Origin of the sequence: Paractinoplanes atraurantiacus, assembly GCF_900215205.1 — a bacterium.
GTDB lineage: Bacteria > Actinomycetota > Actinomycetes > Mycobacteriales > Micromonosporaceae > Actinoplanes > Actinoplanes atraurantiacus.
Map to the genome: position 1 here is coordinate 251,928 of NZ_OBDY01000002.1, position 24,555 is coordinate 276,482.

At 69.8% G+C, this 24,555-nt stretch carries 22 protein-coding genes; 14 read left to right on the forward strand and 8 right to left on the reverse strand.

The window, feature by feature from the left end; all coding sequences use genetic code 11:
- The first annotated feature begins 63 nt into the window (after positions 1-63).
- From CRP55_RS07720 to CRP55_RS07755, 8 genes are all read left to right on the forward strand, one after another.
- Complete coding sequence (locus CRP55_RS07720; protein ID WP_097318977.1) at positions 64-1,467, forward strand: extracellular solute-binding protein; 1,404 nt, start codon at positions 64-66, stop codon at positions 1,465-1,467.
- Positions 1,464-2,414 (forward strand): carbohydrate ABC transporter permease, encoded by a 951-nt coding sequence (locus tag CRP55_RS07725; RefSeq protein WP_097318978.1) that lies wholly within the window; start codon positions 1,464-1,466, stop codon positions 2,412-2,414. The genes CRP55_RS07720 and CRP55_RS07725 overlap by 4 nt, the downstream gene beginning before the upstream one ends.
- Positions 2,414-3,310, forward strand: a complete 897-nt coding sequence (locus CRP55_RS07730) for a carbohydrate ABC transporter permease (protein ID WP_097318979.1) — start codon at positions 2,414-2,416, stop codon at positions 3,308-3,310. The genes CRP55_RS07725 and CRP55_RS07730 overlap by 1 nt, the downstream gene beginning before the upstream one ends.
- A complete protein-coding gene (locus CRP55_RS07735; RefSeq protein ID WP_097318980.1) occupies positions 3,310-4,377 on the forward strand; it encodes an ABC transporter ATP-binding protein in 1,068 nt (355 codons plus the stop codon). The genes CRP55_RS07730 and CRP55_RS07735 overlap by 1 nt, the downstream gene beginning before the upstream one ends.
- Positions 4,377-5,453 carry an ABC transporter ATP-binding protein gene (locus tag CRP55_RS07740; RefSeq protein WP_097318981.1) on the forward strand — a complete coding sequence of 359 codons (1,077 nt, stop codon included), beginning with the start codon at positions 4,377-4,379 and terminating at the stop codon, positions 5,451-5,453. The genes CRP55_RS07735 and CRP55_RS07740 overlap by 1 nt, the downstream gene beginning before the upstream one ends.
- 13 nt (positions 5,454-5,466) lie before the next feature.
- Positions 5,467-6,906, forward strand: a complete 1,440-nt coding sequence (locus CRP55_RS07745) for an NAD-dependent succinate-semialdehyde dehydrogenase (protein WP_179855097.1) — start codon at positions 5,467-5,469, stop codon at positions 6,904-6,906.
- Between the two features lie 15 nt (positions 6,907-6,921).
- Complete coding sequence (locus CRP55_RS07750) at positions 6,922-8,145, forward strand: iron-containing alcohol dehydrogenase (protein ID WP_097318983.1); 1,224 nt, start codon at positions 6,922-6,924, stop codon at positions 8,143-8,145.
- 236 nt (positions 8,146-8,381) lie between these two features.
- Positions 8,382-9,974, forward strand: coding sequence for a glycoside hydrolase family 27 protein (locus CRP55_RS07755; protein ID WP_097318984.1), 1,593 nt, complete (start codon positions 8,382-8,384; stop codon positions 9,972-9,974).
- Positions 9,975-10,040: 66 nt separating this feature from the next.
- Here CRP55_RS07755 and CRP55_RS07760 read toward each other — a convergent pair whose 3' ends face one another.
- Complete coding sequence (locus CRP55_RS07760; protein WP_097318985.1) at positions 10,041-11,045, reverse strand: quinone oxidoreductase family protein; 1,005 nt, start codon at positions 11,043-11,045, stop codon at positions 10,041-10,043.
- A 108-nt stretch (positions 11,046-11,153) separates the two neighbouring features.
- Between CRP55_RS07760 and CRP55_RS07765 the strand changes: the two genes are divergently transcribed.
- Together CRP55_RS07765 and CRP55_RS07770 are read left to right on the forward strand one after the other, a co-directional pair.
- Positions 11,154-11,636, forward strand: coding sequence for a MarR family winged helix-turn-helix transcriptional regulator (locus tag CRP55_RS07765; protein WP_097318986.1), 483 nt, complete (start codon positions 11,154-11,156; stop codon positions 11,634-11,636).
- Between the two features lie 93 nt (positions 11,637-11,729).
- Complete coding sequence (locus CRP55_RS07770; RefSeq protein WP_097318987.1) at positions 11,730-12,284, forward strand: nuclear transport factor 2 family protein; 555 nt, start codon at positions 11,730-11,732, stop codon at positions 12,282-12,284.
- Positions 12,285-12,292: 8 nt separating this feature from the next.
- On the opposite strand, the gene CRP55_RS07775 is transcribed toward CRP55_RS07770, so the two are convergent.
- Positions 12,293-12,886 carry a TetR/AcrR family transcriptional regulator gene (locus CRP55_RS07775; protein WP_097318988.1) on the reverse strand — a complete coding sequence of 198 codons (594 nt, stop codon included), beginning with the start codon at positions 12,884-12,886 and terminating at the stop codon, positions 12,293-12,295.
- A gap of 174 nt (positions 12,887-13,060) precedes the next feature.
- Between CRP55_RS07775 and CRP55_RS07780 the strand changes: the two genes are divergently transcribed.
- Positions 13,061-13,801 carry an SDR family oxidoreductase gene (locus tag CRP55_RS07780; RefSeq protein ID WP_097318989.1) on the forward strand — a complete coding sequence of 247 codons (741 nt, stop codon included), beginning with the start codon at positions 13,061-13,063 and terminating at the stop codon, positions 13,799-13,801.
- A 173-nt stretch (positions 13,802-13,974) separates the two neighbouring features.
- Entirely contained in the window at positions 13,975-14,886 is a 912-nt protein-coding gene (locus tag CRP55_RS07785) for a LysR family transcriptional regulator (RefSeq protein WP_097318990.1), read from the forward strand.
- Between the two features lie 4 nt (positions 14,887-14,890).
- Here CRP55_RS07785 and arfA read toward each other — a convergent pair whose 3' ends face one another.
- Genes arfA through CRP55_RS07805 form a run of 4 tightly spaced genes read right to left on the reverse strand, consistent with a single transcriptional unit; the run spans position 14,891 to position 19,620 of the window.
- Complete coding sequence (arfA, locus tag CRP55_RS07790; RefSeq protein WP_097318991.1) at positions 14,891-16,390, reverse strand: arabinosylfuranosidase ArfA; 1,500 nt, start codon at positions 16,388-16,390, stop codon at positions 14,891-14,893.
- Positions 16,391-16,403: 13 nt separating this feature from the next.
- Positions 16,404-17,285, reverse strand: coding sequence for a carbohydrate ABC transporter permease (locus CRP55_RS07795; RefSeq protein ID WP_245922866.1), 882 nt, complete (start codon positions 17,283-17,285; stop codon positions 16,404-16,406).
- Positions 17,286-17,287: 2 nt separating this feature from the next.
- Positions 17,288-18,226 (reverse strand): carbohydrate ABC transporter permease, encoded by a 939-nt coding sequence (locus CRP55_RS07800; protein ID WP_245922867.1) that lies wholly within the window; start codon positions 18,224-18,226, stop codon positions 17,288-17,290.
- 17 nt (positions 18,227-18,243) lie between these two features.
- Positions 18,244-19,620, reverse strand: a complete 1,377-nt coding sequence (locus CRP55_RS07805; protein ID WP_179855061.1) for an extracellular solute-binding protein — start codon at positions 19,618-19,620, stop codon at positions 18,244-18,246.
- 153 nt (positions 19,621-19,773) lie between these two features.
- On the opposite strand from CRP55_RS07805, the gene CRP55_RS07810 reads away from it, so the two are divergent.
- Positions 19,774-20,562, forward strand: a complete 789-nt coding sequence (locus CRP55_RS07810) for a DUF4142 domain-containing protein (RefSeq protein WP_342751528.1) — start codon at positions 19,774-19,776, stop codon at positions 20,560-20,562.
- A 73-nt stretch (positions 20,563-20,635) separates the two neighbouring features.
- Here the strand turns inward: CRP55_RS07810 and CRP55_RS56615 are convergent, their stop codons facing one another.
- Positions 20,636-21,196, reverse strand: coding sequence for a hypothetical protein (locus tag CRP55_RS56615; protein ID WP_498368166.1), 561 nt, complete (start codon positions 21,194-21,196; stop codon positions 20,636-20,638).
- Positions 21,197-21,256: 60 nt separating this feature from the next.
- The gene (locus tag CRP55_RS07820) at positions 21,257-23,581 is read right to left on the reverse strand and encodes a glycoside hydrolase family 9 protein (RefSeq protein ID WP_179855062.1); all 2,325 of its coding nucleotides are present in this window, start codon (positions 23,579-23,581) and stop codon (positions 21,257-21,259) included.
- Between the two features lie 174 nt (positions 23,582-23,755).
- Between CRP55_RS07820 and CRP55_RS07825 the strand changes: the two genes are divergently transcribed.
- Positions 23,756-24,553, forward strand: a complete 798-nt coding sequence (locus CRP55_RS07825) for a helix-turn-helix domain-containing protein (RefSeq protein WP_281260768.1) — start codon at positions 23,756-23,758, stop codon at positions 24,551-24,553.
- Positions 24,554-24,555 lie beyond the last annotated feature (2 nt).

Below are 24,555 nucleotides of genomic sequence, written 5' to 3' on the forward strand. Positions count from 1 at the left end.
ACGCGGCGTACCCGTGACAGCTCAGCACCAATCACTCGGCGAGGGCAGAAAGCAGGCACAAATATGCGGCATTCACAGCGAATAGGACGACTGTCCGCGGCCCTGCTGCTGGTGGCCACGACCGTGGCGGCTTGCGGCGGCAGCCAGGACGACGACGCGAAGGCGAGCGCCCCCAAGGCGCCGGCGGCCATCCCGGAGCTCACCAAGGACCCGCTGACCCTCAGCTTCATCTGGTTCGAGTGGCCACCCGCCCAGGCGCTGGAGGCCTTCGCGAACGAGGAGTACAAGAAAGAGCGGCCGAACGTGACCGTCAAGGTCAACACCGTGCCGAACGCGAACTGGCACGACGCGATGTTCACCCAGTTCGCCGCGCGCAAGACCGACTTCGACGTCGCGATCCTGGACTCGCAGCACATCGGCGAGGCGGTGACGAACGGCAACATCCTCGACCTCACCGACTTCGTCAAGAACAACATCGACGTCGACGCCTACGACCCGTACCTGCTGGCCGCGTACGGCCAGTTCCCCCAGGCGGAGACCGGCCAGCGCGACGAGAACGCCAGCCTGTACGGGCTGCCGCTGCTCGGCGACACCTGGACGATGATCTACCGCAAGGACCTGATCGGCGACAAGCCGCCGCAGACCTGGGACGAGATGATCTCGGCCGCCGAGAAGTGCCAGGCCGACAACCCCGGCGTCAGCGGGCTGGCCTTCCACCAGGCCAACGGCTCCGACGCCGCGGCCGTCACCTACAACACGGTCAACGGCGTCTACGGCGGCAACCTGTGGGACGCCAAGAACCGCAAGATCGAAGGGGTCCTCAACGACGCGGCCGGCCAGGAGGCGATGGACGTCCTGGTCACCAAGATGAAGCCGCTGACGGCCAAGGGCTCCGGCAACTGGTTCATCGACGAGGTGAACGCGGCGGTCGCCCAGGGCAAGGCCTGCATCGCGTTCAACTGGATCGCCGCGAGCGGTGGCCTGCTCGACCCGAAGCAGTCGACGCTCGGCAAGACGCGGGAGCAGATCCTCGGCAAGCTGGGCTTCGCCACCCTGCCGAAGCAGAAGACTGACCTGGTTCCGCTCGGCGGCATGGGCATGCACGTGTCGGCCTACGCCTCCTCGGCCAACCAGGCCGAGGCCCTGAGCTTCATGAAGTGGTTCGAGCAGGCTGACGTCCAGAAGAAGTGGGCCGCGGCCGGTGGCGTGCCATCGCGCAAGGACGCCCTGGCGTCGCCCGAGTTCCTCAACGCCGGGCCGTTCAACAAGGTGTACGCCGACTCGGTGCCGCGGATGCGCGACATGTGGAACGTGCCCGAGTACGCACGCCTCGTCGACATCGAGAACACCAACGTCAACGCGGCCCTCAACGGCGCGAAGAGCCCGAAGGACGCGCTCAACGACATCGCGAAGGACCAGCAGGCCGTGCTCGACTCCAGCAACCGCAAGGGCGGCGGCGGACTGTGAGTGAGCCCGTCTCGCTGACGACCGACCGTCCGGGGCAGGCGGATACGCCGAAGCCGCCTGCCCCGGGCCGGTCCCGCCGGCTGACCGACCGCCGGCTCGCCGTGGCCTTCATCGCCCCCGCGCTGCTGCTGTTGCTCGCCATGTCGGTGTTCCCGTTGCTGTGGGCGCTGTACCTGTCCTTCACCGACTACTCGGCCACCCGCGGGGGTCCCGCCAATTTCGTCTGGTTCGGGAACTACACCGCCATCCTGACCTCGGCCCAGGTCCACCTGCGGGCCCTGACGACGCTGGTGTACGTGGTCGGCGCGGTCGGCCTGCAGACCGCGCTCGGCTTCACCATCGCCTATCTGATCTCCCGGCGCACCCGCGGGCGGGGACTGCTGACCACGCTGTTCCTGGTTCCGATGATGTTGTCGCCGGTCGTGGTCGGGCTGTTCTGGCGTTTCATGCTCGACGCGCAGTTCGGCGTGGTGAACAGCATGCTCGGCTCGCTCGGCCTGGGTCAGGTGGAGTGGCTCACCCGGCAGCGGACGGCGCTGCTCTCCCTGATCGTGGTCGACACCTGGCAGTGGACGCCGTTCATCATGCTCATCGCGCTGGCCGGCCTCACCGCGGTCCCCAAATACCTCTACGAGGCCGCGTCGATCGACCGGGCGTCCGAGTGGTTCCGGTTCCGCACCATCACTCTTCCGCTGGTGTGGCCGCTGCTGCTCATCGCCGTGCTGTTCAGGGCGATCGAGGCCTTCCGGCTGTTCGACCTCGTCTACATCCTCACGAGCGGAGGACCTGGGGTCTCCACCGAGACGTTGTCGTTCCACGTCTACAAGGTCGCGTTCCTGGGCTTCAACACCGGAACGGCTTCGGCGTACGGGATTCTCATGGTTCTCGTCGTGATCGTCCTCACGCAGCTCTACCTGCGCTACCTGAACAAGCTCAAGGAGGACTGATGGCCGTCTCCGTCGACGAGGCCGTGTCCGCCGGTCCGGTCCCGAAGCACGCGCCCCCCACGCGGCGGCGCAGCGGCCGGGGCCGCGCCATCGTCGAGGTCGCGCTGCTGACCGTGCTGGCCGTCGTCATGTTGTTCCCGGTGCTGTGGATGATCGAGACCTCGATCAAGGAGAACCGGGACGTCTACGCCGTGCCGGCGAAGTTCTTCGACTTCGACGTCACCCTGGACCATTACCGCGACGTGTTCGTCTCGTCCGGCCTGTCCGTCTCGTTCCTCAACTCCGTGATCGTGGCCGGGGCCTCCACGGTGCTGGCGACCGTGCTGGGGGTTCCGGCCGCCTGGGCCTATTCACGCTTCACCCTGAAGGCCAAGAAGGATCAGCTGTTCTTCATCCTGTCCACCCGCTTCATGCCGCCCGTGGTGGTCGTGATCCCGATCTTCCTCATGTACCGCTACATCGGGCTCATCGACAGCGCGCTCGGCCTGATCCTCATCTACACCGCGTTCAACGTCCCGTTCACGATCTGGATGATGAAGGGCTTCGTCGACGAGGTGCCCGCCGAGTACGAGGACGCCGCCATGCTCGACGGCTACACCCGCTTGCAGGCGTTCCGGAAGTTCACCCTTCCCCTGCTCGTGCCGGGCATCGCCGCGACGGCGGTCTTCGCGCTCATCTTCTCGTGGAACGAGTTCGTGTTCGCCATCTTCCTCACCTCGAGCGACGAGGTGCGGACGGCGCCACCGGCCATCGCCGGCCTCATCGGCGGCACCACAGTGGACTGGGGACTGGTGGCCGCCTCGTCCGTGGTGTTCGCCCTGCCGGTGCTCATCTTCGCCTATCTGGTGCGCAAGCACCTCGTCGCCGGCGTGACGCTCGGGGCGGTGCGGCGCTGATGGCCGGCATCGAGGTGACCGCGCTGCACAAGCGCTACCCGGACGGGACGGTCGCGGTCGAGCACGTGGATCTGTCCATCCGCGACGGCGAGCTGTTCGTGATGCTCGGCCCGTCGGGGTGCGGCAAGACGACCACGTTGCGGGCCATCGCCGGCCTGGAGAGGCAGACGACCGGCGACATCCACATCGGCGACACGCTGGTCAACGACCTGCCGCCGGCCGAGCGCGACATCGCCATGGTGTTCCAGTTCTACGCCCTCTACCCGCATCTGCGAACCCGCGACAATCTGGCGTTCCCGCTGCGGGCCGAAGGGCTGCCCAAGGCCGAGGTGCGAGCGCGGGTGGACGAGGCCGCCCGGCTGATGCGGCTCGGCCCGCTCCTGGACCGGCGACCGCGTCAACTGTCCGGCGGGGAGCAGCAGCGCGTCGCGCTGGCTCGCGCCCTGGTGCGGCGACCGCGCGCCTTCCTCATGGACGAGCCGCTGACCAATCTGGACGCCGAGCTGAGGGCGGAGATGCGTACGGAGATCAAGCACTTGCAGGGTGAATTGGGGACGACGATGGTCTACGTCACCCACGACCAGGTCGAGGCGATGTCGCTCGGTCACCGGATCGCCATCCTCAACAAGGGCCGCGTCGAGCAGATCGGCACGCCGCTGGAGGTCTACGACCGTCCGGCGAGTCTGTTCTGCGCCGCCTTCATCGGCTCCCCTCCGATGAACCTGATCGAGGTGGAGGTGGCCGACGGGAAGCTGCGCGGCCAGGGTGGTCTGGCCCTCACACCCCCGCCGGGCCTGCCCCGCGACCGTCGCCTGGTCGTGGGGGTCCGGCCGGAGGCGCTGGAAGTCGCCGAACCAGGAGCGGAGAGCTCGGTACCGGCCCGGGTCGTCTCGGCCGAGTGGCTGGGCGACGAAATCATCTACGTGGTCGACCACGGCGGTCAGCACGACGTACGGGTCCGGATGCCCTCGACCGTGCGTTTCGACGCCGACGCCAAGGTCGGGCTGCGGCACACCGGCGGGGCCCCGGCGGTCTACGACGTGAGCACGGAAGAGCTGGTGGCCTGATGGGAACCGTGGCCGCGCACGGGCTGCGCAAGTCCTTCGGCAAGGTCCAGGCCCTGGACGGGGTGACGCTGGACGTCCCGAACGGTGCGTTCTTCGTCGTGCTCGGCCCCTCCGGGGCGGGCAAGACCACGACCCTGCGCGCGATCGCCGGCCTCGAGAAGCTCGACGCCGGGTCGGTGCGTCTGGACGGCCGGGACGCGACCGCCGACACTCCGGCCGAGCGTGACCTGGCCATGGTCTTCCAGAGCTACGCCCTCTACCCGCGGCGCACGGCGTACGAGAACATCGCCTCGCCGCTGCGGGCGCGCCGCAGCTCGTCGAGCGAGATCGCCGCGGCCGTCGACCGGGTCGCGAGCCTGCTGCACATCGAACGTCTGCTGCAGCGCCGTCCCGCGCAGTTGTCGGGCGGTGAGATGCAGCGTGTCGCCCTGGCCCGGGCGCTGGTCCGCAGCCCGCGCGCGTTCCTCATGGACGAGCCGCTGACCAACCTCGACCTCAAGCTCCGCGTCGAGATGCGCACCGAGCTCACCCGCATCCACCGCAGCCTCGGAGCGACCTTCGTCTACGTAACCAACGACCAGGTCGAGGCCCTGTCCATGGCCGATCAGGTCGCGGTCCTCAAGGAGGGGAAAGTGCAACAGGTCGGAACGCCGACCGAGGTCTACGAGCGTCCCGCCAACCAGTGGGTCGCCGGCTTCGTCGGGAGCCCGCCGATCAGCCTGCTCGCCTGCCACGCCGAGGGTGACCGTCTGGTCGGTGCGGACGGCTGGACACTGCCCCGGCCCCGCTGGACCACGGCCGAGGACGGTCGTGCGCTGATGCTCGGCCTGCGCGCGGAGGATCTGTCCGTCGAGCAGCGCGGAGACGCGTCGTTGCCGGGAGAGGTCTACGGGCTGGAGCCGCTCGGCGATCGGACCGTGGTCGACGTCCGCGTGGGCACGGAAATCCTCAAGGTCAAGGCGCGGCCCACCATCACCGGTACGCCGGGCGAGCGACTGCAGGTCACGGTCGACCTGGACCGGGCACACCTGTTCGACGCCGGCACCGGGTTGTCGCTGTCGCAGGCCGGGCGGTGATCGCGTGAACATTCTGGCTCCCGAGCACCGGCGGCTCCGGATCGGTGATGACTGGCGCGACGCCACCGGCGGCGCCACCTTCGACGTCGAGGACCCGGCCACCGGCAAGACCATCGCCGCGGTGGCGGACGCGGGTGTCGCCGACGGGCTCGCCGCTCTGGACGCGGCGGCCGAGGCCATGCCGGCGTGGGCGGCGACCCCGCCGCGGAAACGCTCCGAGCTGTTGACCGCGACGTACCGGGCGCTGATCGACCGGTCCGAGGAGGTCGCCCGGCTGATAACACTGGAGATGGGCAAGCCGCTGGCCGAGGCTCGGGCCGAGGTGGCGTACGGCGCCGAGTTCTTCCGCTGGTTCGCCGAGGAGGCCGTACGCGTCGAGGGGCGCTACAGCACCGCTCCCAACGGCGGATATCGCATCCTCACGGTGCCGAAGCCGGTCGGGCCGTGCGTCTTCGTGACGCCCTGGAACTTCCCGCTGGCCATGGGCGCCCGCAAGATCGCTCCGGCGCTGGCCGCGGGCTGCACGACGATCACCAAGCCGGCCGCGCTGACGCCGCTGACCATGCTGTTGCTGGCCCGCATCATGCAGGAGGCCGGCGTTCCCCCGGGCGTCGTCAACGTGGTGACCACCAGACGGGCCGGCGAGGTGGTCTCGGCGCTGCTGGCCGACCCCCGGACCCGCAAGCTCTCGTTCACCGGGTCGACCGAGGTCGGGCGCGTGCTGCTGCGACAGGCATCGGACACCGTGCTGCGCACCTCGATGGAGCTCGGCGGCAACGCGGCCTTGATCGTGTGTGCCGACGCCGACCTGGACGTCGCGGTCGACGGCGCCATGGTGGCCAAGATGCGCAACATCGGGGAGTCCTGCATCGCGGCCAACCGGATCTACGTCGAGGAGCCGGTGCGGGAGGAGTTCACGGCGCGCTTCGCCGAACGGATGGGCGCGCTGTCGATGGGCCATGGCCTCGACGACGGCGTGAACGTCGGTGCGCTGATCGATGAGGCCGCTGTCGACAGGATCGACGAGCTCGTCACCGACGCGGTCGGCCGTGGCGCCCGGGTCCTGGTGGGCGGCGAGCGCCCGGGCGGGCCGGGCCACTTCTACCCGCCCACCGTCCTGGTCGACGTGCCCGAGCAGGCGCGGATGCTGAGGGCGGAGATCTTCGGCCCGGTGGCGCCGATCATCTCGTTCACGTCCGACGACGAGGTGATGGCGAAGGCCAACGACACCGAGTACGGCCTGGTCGGATACGTCTTCACGCGTGACCTCCGGCGGGCCCTGCGGTTCACCGAGGGCCTCGACACGGGGATGCTCGGCGTCAATCGTGGCCTGATATCGGACCCGTCGGCTCCGTTCGGCGGCGTGAAGCAGTCCGGGATCGGCAAGGAGGGGTCGCACGAGGGCCTCCTCGAGTACCTCGAGCTCACCTACGCGGCGATCGACCTACCGTGACCGGAGGGGACTGACATGCTGGAGACCGTCCGCGGACCACGCCATCTGATAGTGGGGGAGGGGGTCGCGCAGAACATCCCGCGAGTGGTGGCCGAGTGCGGCTCGCGAGCCCTGATCGTGACCGACCGGGTGCTTCTGGGCCAGCCGGGCGTGGCCGGGATCGTGGCCGCCGTACGGGAGAGGGTCGAGCTCGTCAGGGTCTTCTCCGACGCGACCCCCGACGTGCCGCTCGAGGACGTCTCCCGGGCCGTCGCGGCCGCCGCCGAGGTGAACGCCGACGTCATCCTGGCCGTCGGCGGTGGCACGGTGATCGACCTTGCCAAGATCGTCGGTGTCATCCGCCGCCACGGCGGGTCGCCGCGCGACTTCTACGGCGAGTCGAAGGTGCCGGGGCCGACGATCCCGCTCGTCGCGGTGCCGACGACCTCGGGCACCGGCTCCGAGCTCACACCGGTCTCGGTGCTGACCGACCCGGACCGCGTGCTGAAGGTGGGGGTGTCCAGCGTCCACATCGTGCCCGACTTCGCCATCGTCGACCCCGAGCTCACGTACACCTGCCCGGCGACCGTCACCGCCCACTCCGGCATCGACGCTTTCTGTCACGCGGTGGAGAGCTACACCGCGCGACCCCGGCCCCACGGGCCGCGCGACCCGGTGGAGCAGGTGTTCCTCGGCCGCAACCCGATCACCGACCACTACGCGCTGCGGGCCGCGGGGCGTATCGCGAGAAGCTTGCGCCGTGCCGTCCGGGACGGAGGCGACACGGAGGCGCGTGCGGACATGTCCTACGGATCGATGCTGGCCGGGCTCGCGTTCTCCCACGCGGGCAACGCGGCCCCGCACGCCCTCCAGTACCCCATCGGGGCCGCCACGCACACGCCGCACGGGCTGGGCGTCGGGCTGCTCCTGCCCTATGCGCTCGACGCGGCGGGGGAGGCCATCAGCGACCGGCTGGCCGTCCTGGCCCGGGTGTGCGGGCTCGACGTCGGCGGCGCCTCGGACGCCGAGGCCGCCGGCGCGTTCCTCGTCTGGCTCGACGAGCTTCTGGCCGACATCGGCATCCCGCGCACGCTGGCGGACATCGGGGTGGCCCGCGCCGACCTTCCCCGCTTCGCGGAGATGGCCGGCGGCGTCACCCGCCTGATTCAGAACCATCCGGGCCCGACCGACACCGCCAGCCTGACCGCGATCCTCGAAGCCGCCTGGGCCGGTGACCGGACCCGCCAGGTCCTCGCCTGATTGCCAGACCGGCCGAAGCGTTGCCGCGTAACGCTTTCTGGCCGTTCACCTGCGCTCACGCTTCACTCATGCCGAAAAGTAAACGCCGCGTTTCCTCGAGTCGCCTGTGAGTTGTGAAGGTTAACATAGCTGAACCTCAATACCTCAGGGCGGCCCGACCTGGGGAACCCGGCGAAGGAGTGAAGGTGCATCGATCTGAACCTGCCCGGTGGAGGGGCATTCTGCTGGCAGCCCTCATGACCGTCGCGATGGCCGTGGGGCTCGGAGCCGCCGGGCCACGGCCGGCGCGGGCTCTGGAGAACGGTGTGGCCCGCACCCCGCCGATGGGCTGGAACACCTGGAACACCTTCGGGTGCAACATCAACGAGACGCTGATCAAACAGACCGCCGACGCCCTGGTGTCCAACGGGATGCGGGATCTCGGCTACCAGTACGTGGTGGTGGACGACTGCTGGTTCGACCCCAACCGCGACGGCGCGGGCAACCTCCAGGCGAACCCGTCCCGATTCCCCTCGGGCATGCGAGCGCTCGGCGACTACCTGCACGCCCGCGGGCTGAAGTTCGGCATCTATCAGGTGCCCGGGGCCAAGACCTGCGCGCAGTCCACCGGCGGCTACCCCGGCGCGACCGGCAGCCTGGGGCACGAGGTGCAGGACGCCAACCAGTTCGCGGCCTGGGGAGTCGACTTCCTCAAGTACGACTACTGCAACGGCAGCGGGACCATCAACGACCAGGTCGCCACCTTCGCCAAGATGCGCGACGCGCTGCGGGCCACCGGACGGCCCATCGTGCTGAGCATCAACTCCAACAGTTTCCACTGCTGCACCGGCCCCCAGCGCAACTGGTCCGACGTGGCCAACATGTGGCGCACCACCGAGGACATCATCAACCGGTGGGACACCGGCAACACCAACGGCTACCCGATGGGCGTCAAGAACATCATCGACGTCACCGTGCCCCTGGCCGGGTACGCCGGCCCCGGTGGCTTCACCGACCCGGACATGATGGTCGTCGGCCGGGGCGGCATGACCGACACCGAGATGCGTACGCACTTCGCCATGTGGGCGGTCATGGCGGCACCGCTGATCGCCGGCAACGACGTCCGGTCCATGGACAGCGCGACCTCCACGATCCTCAAGAACAGCCGGCTGATCGCCATCAACCAGGACAGCCTCGGCCGTCAAGGCGCCCAGGTCGCCAACGACAACGGCCGCCGGGTGCTGGCCAAGCCACTTGCCAACGGCGACGTGGCGGTGGCGCTCTACAACCCCGGCTCCAGCACCGCGACCATGACGACCAGCGCCGCCGCGATCGGCAAGTCCGGCAGTTCGTTCACCCTCACCGACGCGTGGAGCGGCGCGGTCACCACCACCTCGGGGACCATCAGCGCCTCCGTGCCCGCCCATGGGACGGTGGTCCTGCGGGTCGGCGGCGGTGGCACGACCACCCCGACGGCGACCACCCTGGTCAGTTCCTCGTCCGGGCGGTGCCTGGACGTTCCGAACAGCGCCACCGCCAACGGCACCCAGCCGGTCATCTGGGACTGCGGCACCGGGGCCAACCAGCGCTGGACGGTCTCCGGTCAGACGCTGCAGGCCCTCGGCAAGTGTCTCGACGCACCCCTCAACGCGACCGCCGGCGCCAAGGTCCAGATCTGGGACTGCAACGGCGGCGCCAACCAGCAGTGGACCTCACAGGCCAACGGCACCATCCGCGGCAACCAGTCGGGCTTGTGTCTCGATGTCGACCGCAACCTGACCGCCAACGGCACCGCGGTGCTGCTCTGGACCTGCACGGGAGCCGCCAACCAGGTCTGGGCGCGCCGCTGATCGGCACCCGTGGCCACCGAGGCGCTCGAGGGCGCCCCGGCGGCCACGAGCAGACGGTTCGGGCGGTCAGGGGATGAGGACGACCTTGCCGATGTTCTCGCCGTTCTCGAGCAGCGACAGCGCCCCCGCCGCCGCGGCGAGCGGCCGGCTGGTGATGCGGGGCCCGGTCAGCTCGCCCTCGGCGAGCCAGGTCAGTAGCCGGCCGGCGGCGGCGGACGCGGCCTGTGGGCGCCGGGTCAGCCAGTGCGTGACGTTGAACCCGGTCAGCGTCTGCGCCGGCGCGGGGTTGTAGAGCACGCTGACCAGGGCGGCCGGATCGATGGTGTCGTCGTAGCCGGCGAGGCTGCCGTACGAGATCAGCCGGCCGAACGGGGCCAGGATCGAGATCGTCTCACTCAGGTGCCGCGGTCCCACTGCCTCCAGCGCCACATCGACGCCCCCGCCGCCGGTGATCTGCTCAACCTTCCGCGGCCAGCCGTCCCCGCGGTAGTCCACCGCGTGATCGGCGCCCAACTCGAGGGCGATCCGCCGCTTCTCCTCGGTGCCCGCTCCGGCGATGACGGTGGCGCCGAGCGCTTTGGCGATCTGCACGGCGAAGCCACCCAGGCCGCCCGCGGCCGCCGGCACGAACACCGTCTCGCCCTCGGTGAGCTTGGCCGCCTCGATCAGCATGACGGCGGCGGCCACGCCGACCACGGTCAGGCCGGCCGCTCGCTGTGCGCTCATGCCCGGCGGGATCGGGAACAGGCCGGCCGCGTTCGCCGTGGTGTACTCGGCCCAGCCTCCGTTCGCCAGGACTCCGGACAGCCCGAAGACCCGGTCGCCCACCGCGAGGTTCCGCACGCCGTCGCCGAGCACGGTGACGGTGCCGGCAACCTCAGCGCCCGGGACGAACGGCAGCGGCGTCGGGATGTCGAACGGCATTCCCTTACGCCGCATGAGGTCCATGAAGTTGACGCCGGCCGCTTCCACGCGGATCAGCACTTCACCCTCGGCGGGACGCGGAACCGGCAGGTCGACCTGTTCGAGGACGTCCGGGCCGCCGGTCGCGCTCATCTGGATCGCTTTCATCGAGTACGCTCCTCGGAGTTATGTGGCTAGCCACAGTATTTGTTGGCTAGCCACGTAACTCAACGTGCTCGCCGTCACACCGCCTTCACCGGCACGAAAGAGGAGGCCATGTCCGAAGACCTGTCGAGGCTGCTGGCCGACAAGCCGAGCCTGCTGCAACGGGCGCCGCTGACGTTGAGCCTGCTCGCCTTGGCGCGGACCCTGCACGGCGTGGTCGCCGAGCGGCTGCTGACGCTCGACCTCTACCCCGGGCAGGAGTTGATCCTCATGCGGCTCTTCGATCAGGACGACCAGATCCAGACGAGCCTGCAACAGTCGATCGGGCTCGACCACTCCACCCTGTCCCGCAGCATCCGGCGCATGCAGGACGCCGGCCTGGTGAACCGGCGCCCGGACGAACGGGACAAACGAGCGATGATCGTCTCGCTCACACCCGCCGGCCGAGCACTGCAACCCCGCCTCGCCGAGATCTGGGAACAACTCGAGGCGCTGACCGTCGCGACACTCGGCCAGGACGATGAAGACGGCCTGCGCAAGGCTTTGGAGGCCTTGGAGCGCGCGCTGGCCACGGCGCGCCGCAAGAACGCTTGAAGGGTACGCATACCGCCTTGACGCCACTGTGGAGCCGCACCTAACCTAACGTCGTTAGAAGATCTAACAACGTTAGGAATCAAGGGGACTTCCATGCGCACACGTACCTTCGTATCGGCCTTCGTCGCCGCAGCGGCTGTCGTCGCGGGCATCGCTGCTCCCTCGGCGGCGTCGCCGAAGGAGCAGACCCCGACGGCCGGCGCACGGTCGGTCGCCGAGCATGCGCGGATGAGCCGGGAAAGGGATGACGTGCCGGCGATCGGGCGGCGCTGGGCCGCCGCCTGGGTGACCACCGACACCCGCGATCTCGCTCGTCTGTACACCAAGGACGCCGTCTACACCGACCGCGCTCTCACCCTGGTGTTCCGTGGTCGCGAAGGGGTTGCGGAGTGGGAGACCGGCTCCCATCAGCTCATCGACGACTTCGGCTTCGAGGTGACGGGCGGGTTCCGCGGGCGCGACGAAGTCGTGGTCGAGGGAGTGTTCAGCGGCCACATCGCCGGCGCGCCTCGTCCGTTCGCGGTGCCGGCCGTGACCGTGCTGCGGTTGCGCGGCGACCTGATCCGGTCGAGCGACGACTACTACAACCGGGGTGAGATCTTGAGCGATTCCGGCCTGCCCGCGGACTGGACCCCCGCCGCCGGATGACCCCGCACCTACACGCTCGACGGCAGGCCGGTCCGCCAGCCCAGGAGCAACGTGCGCAACGCCTGCTGGGCGAGCCGCCGGGCGCGCTCGTGGCCGAGGGCGCCGAGTGAGGCCATGCCGTACAACGTGCCCCAGATGATGTCGCAGGCCTCGTCGAAATCGGCCAGGACCACGGCGTGAGTGTCCGACCAGGTGCTCAGCAGTTCCTTGAGGACGGCGATGGCGGGCGCCGCCGCTCGCCGGCGTTCCTCCGCATCGACGGCATTGCCGTTCATGACCTGGTAAAGGTACGGGTGTTCACCGGCGAACCGGACGTACTCGGACGCGAGCTGCATCATGCGCCGGTCGATGTCCGGTTCGCCGGCGGCCTGCCCGAGCTCGGCCATCATCAGGCGGTGGCCGTGGGCGACCAGCTCGAGCACGAGCGCGTCCTTGTTGGCGAAATGCTGGTAGACGACGGGCGCGGTGTACTCGACATCGGTGGCGATGCGCCGCATGGTCAGCGCCGAGGGGCCTTCGCTCTCCAGGACGTGCAACGCGGCCTCGATGATCCGTTCGCGCGTGCTCGCGCGTTCACGGGCCCGCCTAGCGCCGGTCGGCACCGTTGTCACCTCGCTACGAAATCCAGGCACCGAGCCGCGGCGCCGTCACGGCAGCCACCTTAACAACGCCGGCACCACTGCCGCCGTCGGCGATCGGCGTCTGTAGTCGTACTTCGGCCGAGGCTGGGTAAGCAGAGGTTGACAAGATCACTATCTCAGCCGGGAGAGCCCCTCATGTCTCATGCCATCACCCGTTCCTTGGACGGCACCGTCGTCGCGATCACGGGCGCCAGCGCCGGCATCGGCGCGGCCTGCGCCTACTCGCTGGTCGGTGCCGGCGCGCGGGTCGCCGTGTCGGCTCGCCGGGAGGACCGTCTCGCCAAGATCGTCAGTGACCTCGGCGAGGACAAGGTCGTGCCCGTCGTCGGTGACGTCCGTGATCCCGGTCTGAACGACGCCCTGGTCAAGGCCGCCGTCGACAAGTGGGGCCGGCTCGACACGATGGTCGCCAACGCGGGCATCGGCGCGTACGGCGGCATCCTCGACCTCGACGACGACACCCTGACCGAGATGGTCGAGATTAACTACCTGGGTACGGTCTGGAGCGTGCGCTCAGCCGTCAAGCAGTTCCGATCGCAGGACGGTGGCGGTGACATCATCATCGTCTCCTCGGTGGCGGGCTTCCGCGGCGGCGCCGACGAGGCCGTCTACGCCGGCACCAAGCACGCCCAGGTCGGGCTGGCCGGCTCCCTCGACCGCGAACTGCGGGCCGAGGGCACCCGCGTCACCCTGATCTGCCCGGCCGGAACAGCCACCGAGTTCGCCATCGGCGCCGGCCGCACCGAGGGCTCCCCGGACCTCGACGCCTACCTGCGCCCGGAGGACGTCGCGCACGCGATCCGCGTCGTGCTCGAGCAGCCTCGTTCGGTGCGCACCACGGTGTGGCAGCTCTGGAGCACCGAGCAGCAGAGCTGAGGCGGCCTCATGATCGCTGAGCGTGGCGGCAGGAGTGCGCTTAACATCTAAGGCATCGCGGCGAAGCGCGCTGTTAACGTTCACGGGACCGGCGAGAGGTCAGTGCGGTGACACGGCTACACGATCCGAGCGGTGCGCCACGGCCCGTCGCGGCCCGCGGCGGCAGTCCTCGCATGGAGTTGCGGCAACTGCGCTACTTCGTCACCCTGGCCGAGGAGCTGCACTTCGGCCGCGCCGCCGCCCGCGAGCACATCGTGCAGTCGGCGCTGAGTCACCAGGTGCAGCGCCTCGAACGGACGCTGGGCGTCGTGCTCGTCGTTCGCAACACCCGGCACATCGAGCTGACCGAGGCGGGCGCCCGCTTCCTGTCGGAGGCACGGCAGATCCTCTCCCAGGTCGAACGCGCGACCGCCGTCGCGCTCGGCGCCGCGGACACCGGCCCGGTGCTGCGCATCGGTGTCCTGGACGAGGGTTACGAGGCCGTACGCCCGGTGCTGCACCAGCTCTTCACGCGGCACCCCGAAGTGGAGGTCCACCTGGTGCACGCCGGCGTGCCCGAGCAGTGCCGGGGCCTGCTCGACGGAAGTCTCGACGCCGGCGTCGGGCGGGCCTCCGCCGTCCCGCCCGAGATCGCGACCGAGCTGTTCCGGCTCGATCCCCTGGGGATCCTGGTGGCCGACGGCCATCGGCTCGCCGGGCGCGCCGCCGTGCCGGTGTCGCTGCTGGCCGGCGAGCCTCTGCTGCTGCCCGACGAGAGACAGGCGCCCGAGTCGGTGCGGTTCCTGACCGAGCTGTGCCGTTCCTCGGGTTTCTTCCCGAACCGGTTCCGCGGCAGTGTGCAGGGGTTGCGGGCGGGCGCCGACCTCGTGGCGCGGGGCTGCTGCTCGATGGTGGTGCCGGAATCGGCGGTACCGGCGGGCGACGTCCGGTGGCGCCCGCTGGTCCAGCCGACGCCGCGTTATCCCTGGTCGTTGCTGTGGCGGGCGCATGACGTGCCGGACGCGGTCAGCACGCTCGTCGCGACCGCACGCTGCCTGAGCCGGCGCGAGAGCTGGAGAGCCGCCGACGTGGACCTGGCCGGGTGAGACATCAGACGGTCAGGCGGATCATGTTCCAGGACAGCGGCGGCAGCACCACCGTCAGGCGGCCGCCGTCGGCCTTCGCGTCGCCGAGCCGGCGCGGGGTGACCCGTTCCGGGTTGTGCTGGTCGTTCACCGCGTCCGGGTCCGCGTCGGCGATGGCGACGTGCTCACCGGCGACCAGCCGCGGCAGCGACCGCAGGTCGATGTCGACGGCCATCTCCTCGTGCTGGTCGCGGTTGACCGCGAACACGACCAGCCCGCCGTCGTCCCGAAGCACGGCCACCGCGTCGAGCAGCGCGACCTCGCCGTGGGCGGACGTGTCGTGCGCCGGTGAGCGTGCCTCGACCCGCAGGACGGTGCCGCGCCCGTAGCGCGAGGTGAGGGCGTACGGGTGATAGATGGTCTGCCGCCAGGCCGGTCCGCCCGGCACCGTCATGATCGGCGCGATGACGTTGACCAGCTGAGCCTGACAGCCGATCCGGACCCGGTCGGCGTGCCGCAGAAGGCTGATCAGCAGGTTGCCGACGACGACGGCGTCGGTGACCGAGTAGACGTCCTCCAGCAGCGGCGGCGCCTCGGCGATGGGCAGGTTCTCCTCGCCGGGGAAGCGGCTCTGATACCAGACGTTCCACTCGTCGAACGCGATGGTGAGCCGCTTGGCGTGCCGCCCGGTCGCCCGGACGTGGTCGGCCGTGGCCACGATGGCGTCGATGAACTGGTCCATGTCGACCGCGGCGGCCAGGAAACTGTCCCGGTCGTCGCCGTGCTGCTGGTAGTAGCTGTGCATGGAGATGTGGTCGACCGTGTCGTAGGCCTCGGTCAGCGCGATCCGTTCCCAGGTGCCGAAGGTCGGCATCCGGCTGTTGGAACTGCCGGAGACGACGAGCTCGACGCCTGGGTCGACGAGCCGCATGGCCTTGCCCGCCTCGGCCGCGAGCCGCCCGTACTCCCCAGCGGTCTTGTGCCCGATCTGCCAAGGCCCGTCCATCTCGTTGCCGAGACACCACACCTTGATCCCGTACGGCTCGGCCGCCCCGTTGGCCCGGCGCCGGTCCGACCAGGCCGTGCCCGAGGGATGGTTGCAGTACTCCACGATGGCCCGTGCCTCGTCGATGCCGCGGGTGCCCAGGTTGACCGCCATCATCGTCTCGGCGTTCACCGCGGCGGCCCACCGCTGGAACTCGTCGAGGCCGACGTGGTTGGTCTCGATCGACCGCCACGCGAGGTCGATGCGGGCCGGCCGGTCGCGGACCGGGCCTATGCCGTCCTCCCAGTTGTACGCCGAGACGAAGTTGCCGCCCGGGTAGCGGATGATCGGCACGTCGAGGCCCCGGACCAGCTCGGCCACGTCCCGCCGGAAGCCGTTCTCGTCCGCCGACGGATGGCCCGGTTCGAAGATGCCCTGGTAGACACAGCGGCCGAGATGCTCGACGAACGAGCCGTACAACCGGGGGTCCACCGCACCGATCCGGAAGGCGGGGTCGACGATCAGCGACGCGGAACGCACGACGGATCTCCCTTCAGCCCTTGAGGCCGGTGCCGGCGATGCCCTCGACGATGTTGCGCTGGAACAGCAGGAAGACCGCGACCAGGGGAATGGCGCCGAGCACGGCCGAGGCCATGGTGTCGGCGTACCGGATGCCGAACGCGCCCTGCACGGTCGCGAGCCCGACCGGCACGGTCATCAGGTCGGGGTTGGTCAGCACCAGCAGCGGCCAGAGCAGGTCGTTCCACGAGGTGACGAAGGTGAAGATGGCGACCGCGGCCACCGCGGGCCGGGCGAGCGGCATCACCACCTGGCGGTAGATGCGGAACCAGCCGGCACCGTCGATCCGCGCCGCCTCCTCCAGGTCGCGTGGCAGCCCGTCGAAGAACTGCTTGAAGATGAAGATGGCGATCGCGGTGGGGATCTGCGGCAGGCTGACCGCCCAGTACGTGTTGAGCAGCCCCAGCGCGTCCATCTCCCGGAACTGCGGCACGATCAGCACCTGGCCCGGGATCATGATGCCGGCCAGGATGATCCAGAAGACCAGGTTGCGGAAGCGGAACCGCAACCGGGACACGGCGAACGCGGCCAGGCTGGCCGTGATGACCGTGCCCACCGAGGTCAGCGTCGCCGTGATCAGGCTCGCGCCGAACCAGTTGAGGATCGCGGTGTCCTCCAGCACCCGCTGGAACGCGGCGAAGGTCGGGTTGTCGATGAGCCAGGTCGTCTGGGTCGTCTCGGCGTTCGGCTTGAGGGCCGTGTCGACCGCCCAGGCCAGCGGGACGAGCCACAGCAGGGCGAAGGCGATCAGCACACCGAAGCAGATGCGGTTGAACAGCTTCTGCCGCTGGTCGATCTTCGCCTGGGTGACGCCGGCGCCGCCCGTCGTGGTGGTGGCAGTGGTGGTGAGCGCCACGGTCAGACCTCCTTCTCCTGGCGCCGGACCAGCGAGAACCACACCGCCGACACGGCGAGCACGACGAGGAAGAACAGCATGGAGACGGCGGCCGCGTAGCCGAGCCGGAAGTTGGTGAAGCCCTGGTCGTAGACGTACTGCAGGATCGAGCGGGTGGCGAAGTTCGGGCCGCCGGAGGTCATCAGGTACATCTGGTCGAAGACCTTCAGCGAGGCGATCACCTGAAGCACCGCGACCAGGGTCGTGGTGCGGCCGAGCATCGGGATGGTGATCCGCCGGATCTGCTGCCACGGGCCCGCGCCGTCGATGGCCGACGCCTCGTAGAGCTCGCGCGGGATCTCCTGGAGCCCGGCCAGGTAGAGGATGAAGTTGAAGCCGAGCGTCCACCAGACGGTGGTCAGCGCCAGCGACGGCATCGCCCAGTTCGGGTCGCCGAGCCAGGCCGGCGACGCGATGCCGATCTTGGACAGCGCCGCCTCGATCAGGCCCAGCTCCGGGGTGTACATGAAGATCCAGATCAGCGCGACGACGGCCGACGGCAGGATGAACGGCGCGAAGAACGCCAGCCGGAAGAACCAGCGGCCGCGGTTGACCCGGTCGGCGAGCAGCGCGAGGACGAACGCCAGCACGATCAGCGGCGGCGTGGTCAGGATCGTGAACCACACCGTGTGCCACAGCGACGACCAGAAGTCGGGGTCCTGCAGCGCCTCCGCGTAGTTGCCGAAGCCGGCGAAGCTGCCGAGCCCCGGGCGCACGAGGCTGGCGTCGAAGAAGCTCATGATCAGGCCGTAGACGGCCGGGCCGATGATGAAGGCCAGATAGAGCAGGGCGAAGGGCAGCAGGAAGCCGATCGCCGGACGGCCGTGACTCTGCCGCGGGGACGCGGGACTGCCCGGTACCTCGGCCGGCCGGGCGCGGGGGGTGACGGTCTCGATGGACACCAGCGACCTCCGGTCGGTCAGATCGGTGACGGGGTGCGGGCCAGACCACTGAGGGTGGAGCGCATCTGCCGCACCGCGGCGGCCGGCGCGACCTGGCCGTTCATGACGCCGCCGACAGCGGAGCCCATGACGATCTCGAAGTTGGAACCGGAGCCGGAATACCAGCCCTCGGCGTCGTAGGCGGCGGCCTCCGCGGCGGAGGCGTAGTTCGACTGCGGCTTCATCTCCCGGTACCCGGCGCTCTCCAGGAAGGGCTGCCAGCTGGGTACGTGACCACCCTCGGCCCAGGTCTTGCTCTGGTCCAGCATCGAGGCGACGAAGCCGAGCGCCCGGTCCACCCGTTCCGGGCTGTCGTCGGGGTGCCGCGGCAGTACGAAGGTGTGCGAGTCGGCCTGAACGGCGTACGGGCCCTCCCGGTAGAGGTGCGGCACGAGCGTCATGGAGAAGGGCGTCTTCGCCGTCTGGAACGTCGAGATCTCCCACTCGCCCTGGAAGAAGAAGCCCGCCTGGCCCTCGGCGAACATCGCGATCGAGCCCTGGTAGTCGGCGGCCGAGGGGAACAGGCCGTCGGCGGTCAGGCTCCGCAGGAACGTCAGCACCTCGGTCGCCTTCGCGTCGTCGATGACGACCTCGCGGCCCTGGTCGGCTATCACCTGGCCGCCGAGCTGGGAGTAGAACGACTGGAAGATCCGCCACGGGGTCGCGGTCTCGCTGATGAACGCGACCACGCCGCCGTAGGCGCCGGTGACGTCCTTCGCCCGGCGCATGGCATCGGTGAAAGCCTCCGGGCTGTCCAGCGGGGCGAGCGCGCCGTCGCCGTCCAGCAGACCGGCCTTCTCGCAGACGTCGGTGTTGTAGAACATGACGAACGGATGGGTGTCCAGCGGAATGCTGTAGGCGCGCCCGTCCACCAGCCCGGCCTGCCAGGTGCGCGCGGTGAAGCGGTCGGGGCCGAGGCCGTTGCGGGCCAGCACGGCCGGGTCGAGCTCCTGGAGCAGATCCGCCTCGACCAGGTTCTTCATCCGGGTCAGATGCGAGATCGCCACGTCCGGCGGCTTGTCGCCGATCGTGGCCAGCGACAGCTTGGTGTAGTACGGGTTGCCCCAGGCGAGCGTGACCGCGCTCAGATCCACCTGCGGGTTGGCGTTCTGGTACGTCTCGAGCATCTGCTGCATCCGTACGCCGTCGCCCCCGCCGAACAGGTTCCAGAACTCGAGGGATCCGGCCGTCTCGCGGGAGGCGGTCAGCCCGCTGAGGACCTCCGACGAGCACCCCGACAGGGCCGCCGCCGCGCCGGCGGCCGCGACGCCACGCAGCAGGCCACGGCGGCTGAGTCGGGTGTGCGGCGTGCCGGGCATCTGCATGGCATATCCCTCCTCGACGGGCGGGCGCATCCGAGCCTCCCGCCGGCCCCGGCCGCCGGTCAACATCCCGGCTTTCGCAAGAACAGATCCCTCCGACCCGGAATGCGAAAAGTCCGTGGCCACCTCATCCGGAGGTCGCTCTCGCACGTACTGCCTGCCAAGGTGTCGATTCGGGAGGTTCTCGTGCGGTGGCGGCGTCACTTGTGGGGTCCGGTGCTCATGGCGCTGGTCATGGTTCTGCTCGATCCGTTGCGCTCACCGGCCCGCGCGGAGCCCGGCGTGCCGGTGCCACCGGGCGAGCTCATCACCGACACCAACGACGGCGAGATCACCGACGCCGACCGTGATCTGGTCGTCAAGGTCCGGCTCGCCGGCCTGTGGGAGATCCCGGCGGGTCAGATGGCGCAGGAGAAATCGCGCAACCCCAGGATCCGGCAGATCGGCAAGAGCATCGCCGACCAGCACGTCGTCCTCGACAAGCTGGACCGGGCCGCCGCCAAGAAGCTCGGCATCAGAGTGCCCGACAAGCCGAACGCCGACCAGCAGGGCTGGCTCGGTGAGATGCGGGACGCCCAGGGCGAGGACTTCGACCGGATCTACATCGACCGGCTGCGCGCCGCCCACGGCAAGATCTTCCCGGCCATCGCGACGATCCGCAGCAGCACCCGCAACGACACCGTCCGCAAGCTGGCCCAACAGGCGAACCAGTTCGTCGCCACCCACATGACGCTGCTCGAGTCCAGCGGCATCGTCGACTATCAGGCGCTGCCCACGGCGCCGCCGCCCGCGCCCGCCACCACGCCCGCGGTCGCACCGGCCGCTCTCTCGCCGGCCGGCGCGACGCAAACCGGCGGCACGAACCAGGGCCTCGTGATCGGCGTCTTCGCCGCGGCCCTGGCGGCCGGAGCCTTCTTCACCTGGCGCACCATGGCCGCACGCCGGCGCCCGCGCCGCCGGCGCTACTACTACTGACGCCCCTGCCGCAGGAGCAGACGCAGCGCGTCGCTCGCGGCCGGGGCGAGCCCCTCCGGGTTCGCCGGGTCGGTCAGATCGTGGGCCACGCCGGTGACCACGACCCGGCCGGGGCCGGTGGCATGCGCCCGTCGCAGCGCCGCCGCCAGTGTCGTGGTCGCCGGGCACGGGACCCGCGGGTCGGCGGTCCCGCAGGTGAGCAGGACGGGCGTCCGGGACGGCAGCCGCCGGGCGACCACGGCCGGGTCGAGGGCGTCGACGGTCTCGACGGCGAGAGCGATGCGCTGTCGTTCCCGCTCGTCCATCTGGCCCGCGGCCACGGCGGCGGCCGCGAGCCGCTCGTCCAACTGCCGGGCCAGAACGTCGAGGAGCCGTTGGGCCAAGGCTGCATCAGCCCGATCCCGGCCGGGCGAGGCTGGGCCGAGACAGCGACCCGCAGTGCCGTCAGCGCGCCTTCACTGTGCCCGATCAGGCATAGGCCCCGGCGGTCGACCTCGGGCCGGCCGGCCAGCAGCCGGTAGGCGGCGCCGGCCTGGCGGACGTAAGCGGGATAGTCGATCGTCTCGGGCTTTCCGGTGTAGGCGCCGAGCCCGGTGCGGCCCGTGCCGTACTTGTCGAAACGCAGGCTGACCACCCCGTCGCGCCCGAGCGCGCCGGCGATTTTGGGCAGGGTGTGCGAGCGCCTCCGGCTGAGTCAGGTCGCCGTGCAGGTGGTGCCGTTGACCAGGAAGGCGGCCGGTCTCGGGTTGCTGCCGGTGTACGAGCCGTTGAAGCCCAGGCTGACCGATGCGCCGGGGGCCACCGAGCCGTTCCAGGACTGGTTGGTCACGGTGACGCGGGCGCCGGTCTGACTCCATTGGCCGGACCAGCCCTGAGTGACCTTCTGGTTGCCGGGGAAGTCGAAGGCAAGGGTCCAGGAGGGCCACGCCGTCGCGCCGGTGTTGGTGATGGTCACCGATCCGCTGAAGCCGGCACCCCAGTCGTCGGTGCTGTACGCCACCCGGCACCCCGGACCCGGCGTCCCAGTGGGAGTGGGAGTCGGCGTGGGAGTGGGGGTCGGAGTCGGAGTGGGTGACGGGCTGGTCGGCGGGGGTGTCGTCCCGTCGGGTTCCTGGCCCCAGATCCGGTCGCCCGCCTCGTACAGCGGGACGTTCGGGTTCACCGCGGTGCCCGGCAGGTAGGACGGATCGTTGGCCGGGTCCCAGGTTCCGCCCTCGGCCACGCCGATCTTGAACTGCACCTCCATGCGGTATGCCGACTGACCCGCCGGCGCGATCGTGTACCCGGTGCAGTTCACCTCGACGTACCAGATGTCGCCGGAGTACTGCTTCGCGGTGGACGGCGCCGGGCAGCCCTGCGTGTAGCCGGGTGTGACCTGCGGGGCCGCGGTGCCTTCCGGGCGGAAGTAGTAGCGGTACGAGGATTTGGTGAGCGCACGCGCCGGGAACGCCGACTTGTTGTAGACCATGACCTTGAGGGCGGTGGCCCGGGTCTCGTTCTGCATGACCGTGGTCTCCACCGTGATCTCGTCCAGGTCCGGCCTCTCGGGGGTGGGGAAGCCGGCCGCGGGCGCGCCGCCGTACTCGCCGTAGAGCCGGGCCAGGGCCGAGGTGAAGCCGGCGTTGTAGTCGGTGGCCACCTCGTTCATCACGTAGTCGGTGCGGACGTCCTGATAGGCGTCGTTGGGCGAGGACGGGCCGCCGACCAGGGCACCGTACAGAACGTGCCGGGTGTTCGCCGGTGTGCTGCTGTTGTCCCACCACGAGCCGTGTGCCGTCCGGTGGTGCGGGTTCTGCGGGGCGTTGGCGCCGAAGCCGACGACGTAGCTGGAACCGCGCGGGTTGTCGCCGAGGGCGTAGTTGATCTGCCGGACCGCGAAGTCGTGGTAACGGGTCTTGCGGACGGGGTCGGTGAGCCGGTCACTGTAGACCAGCGCGGCGAACGCGGTGTTGGCCGCGTACCGCAGCGAGCCCCAGCTGTCGAGCACGGCCTCACCGCCGGGGGAGTACCGCACCTTCTCGCCGTTGACGCCGACGGTCCACCAGTCGAGCCAGCGGTTGGCGTCGTCGGCGTACTTCTGCTTGCCGGTCAGGTTGGCCAGCAGCACGTACGCCCCGAATTGCTTGTTGTCCCAAGCCAGAGTCCACTTGTACGAGCGGGTCGTGCTCTGCGGCTCGGTGCCGAGCGCGTCGTACTCGCTCTCGGCCTTGGCCAGGTACGCGGCGTCGCCGGTGGCCCGGTACAGCCAGATGGCACCCCAGACCAGCTCGTCCTGATAGCCGCTCCAGGACTTGTAGAAGGCGGCGGCGTCGGTGATGCAGTCGCTGTACGCCTTCCGAACCGTGTCGGCGAACGTGTAGAGCTGCCGGGCGTGGGTGAGCAGCTTGTCGGCGTACGCCGCGTCGGTGGGCCGGAAAACCATCGAGCTCGCGGCCATCGCGGCCGCCGTCTCACCGGCGAGGTCCGAGCCACCACAGCTGGCATCGATCTTGTACGCGGGACGCGCCATCGGCATGACCTCGGCCGGTCCCCACCATTTGTGGTCGTCGTCGCCCTTGCCCACCTGCCCGTAGAGCACGTTGGCCGAGGGGTGCGCCTTGATGAAGTAGTCGTTGGGCACCCGCAGGTTGTTGAGGAAGGTGCTGAGCTGGCCGGAGGCCGCGTACGCGTCGCGGTTCTCGACCGCGCCCCAGGCCAGCATCGTGGTGGTGAACGCCATGGGGAAGCCGAACTTGACGTGGTCGCCGGCGTCGAACCAGCCGCCGGTGAGGTCGAGCCCCACATCCGAGCCGTCCTTCATGGCGGCGTCGCCGCGCCACGACACCTGGCTCCACGCGGGTTTCTTGCCCGCGATCTGCGCCTGGTAGAAGAACATCGACTTCTGCAGCGCCTCGCCGTAGTTGAACGCGGGAGCCGCCACGGCCGGATGCCCACCGTGACCCACGACGAATGCCGCCGCCGCGAGGACGAGAGCCAAGACCGCCACCGCCGAGCGCCGGTACCAGGGATTCCACCGCATGAGGCCCGCCTTATCGACATCCATAGATGGGAGCGCTCCCATCACCATAACACCGAGGCCACGGTGAGGAGTTGCCTGTTGACAACGCGGTGTTGCCGGTACGGTGGTCGGCATCACCGTCCACAGGGGTTGGCAAAGCGGAGGTAAGGCGTGCCGGTCACAGGCCAACGCGTCGTGCGGCGGGCATTGGGGCGGCGGTTGACGCGGCTGCGCACCGCGTCCGGGATGAGCCGGCGTGATGTGGTGCAGGCGCGGCTGGGCATCTCGGAGCCGACGCTGCACCGCATCGAGACGGGCAAGGTGCCGGTCACCGGGGCCAACGTCCGCGCGCTGTGCTGGCTCTACGGTGCCGACCAGGGCATCACCGACGCGCTGGCCGACCTCGCGCTGGGCACGTCACAGCAGGAGTGGTGGGACGCCAGCCCGGTGATTCCCGAGTGGTTCAAGCTGTATGTCGGGCTGGAGGCGTCCGCGTCCCGGATGTTCGGGTACGACGGCGAGATCGTCCCCGGTGAGCTTCAGACCCCGGAGTACGCGCGAGCCGTCTTCGGCGCCGAGCAGCCGGCCGACTCGGAGATCGCCGAGCGCCACATCAACCTGCGCATGCAGCGGCAGAAGACGCTGTTCGCCCGCACCCCGCCGATCCGCCTCGTGACGGTGCTCGGTGAGGGGGCGCTGGCCCGGCCGGTCGGCGGCGAGCAGGTGATGAAGGGGCAGCTCGAGCATCTGCGCCGGCTGTCCGCACAGGACACGGTCGACATCCGGGTGCTGCCGTTCTCGGTGGGGGCGCACGCGGCGATGGCCGGTGCCTTCCGGATCCTGGAGTTCGACGACCCGGACGACCCGGACGTGGTCTACCTCGAGTCCCACGTCGGCGCGCTCTACCTGGAGGAGCAGGTCGAGATCGACGAGTACCGGCGGGTCTTCGATCTCATCAGCAAGGATGCCGTGCCGGTCGAAGAGTTCCGGTGACG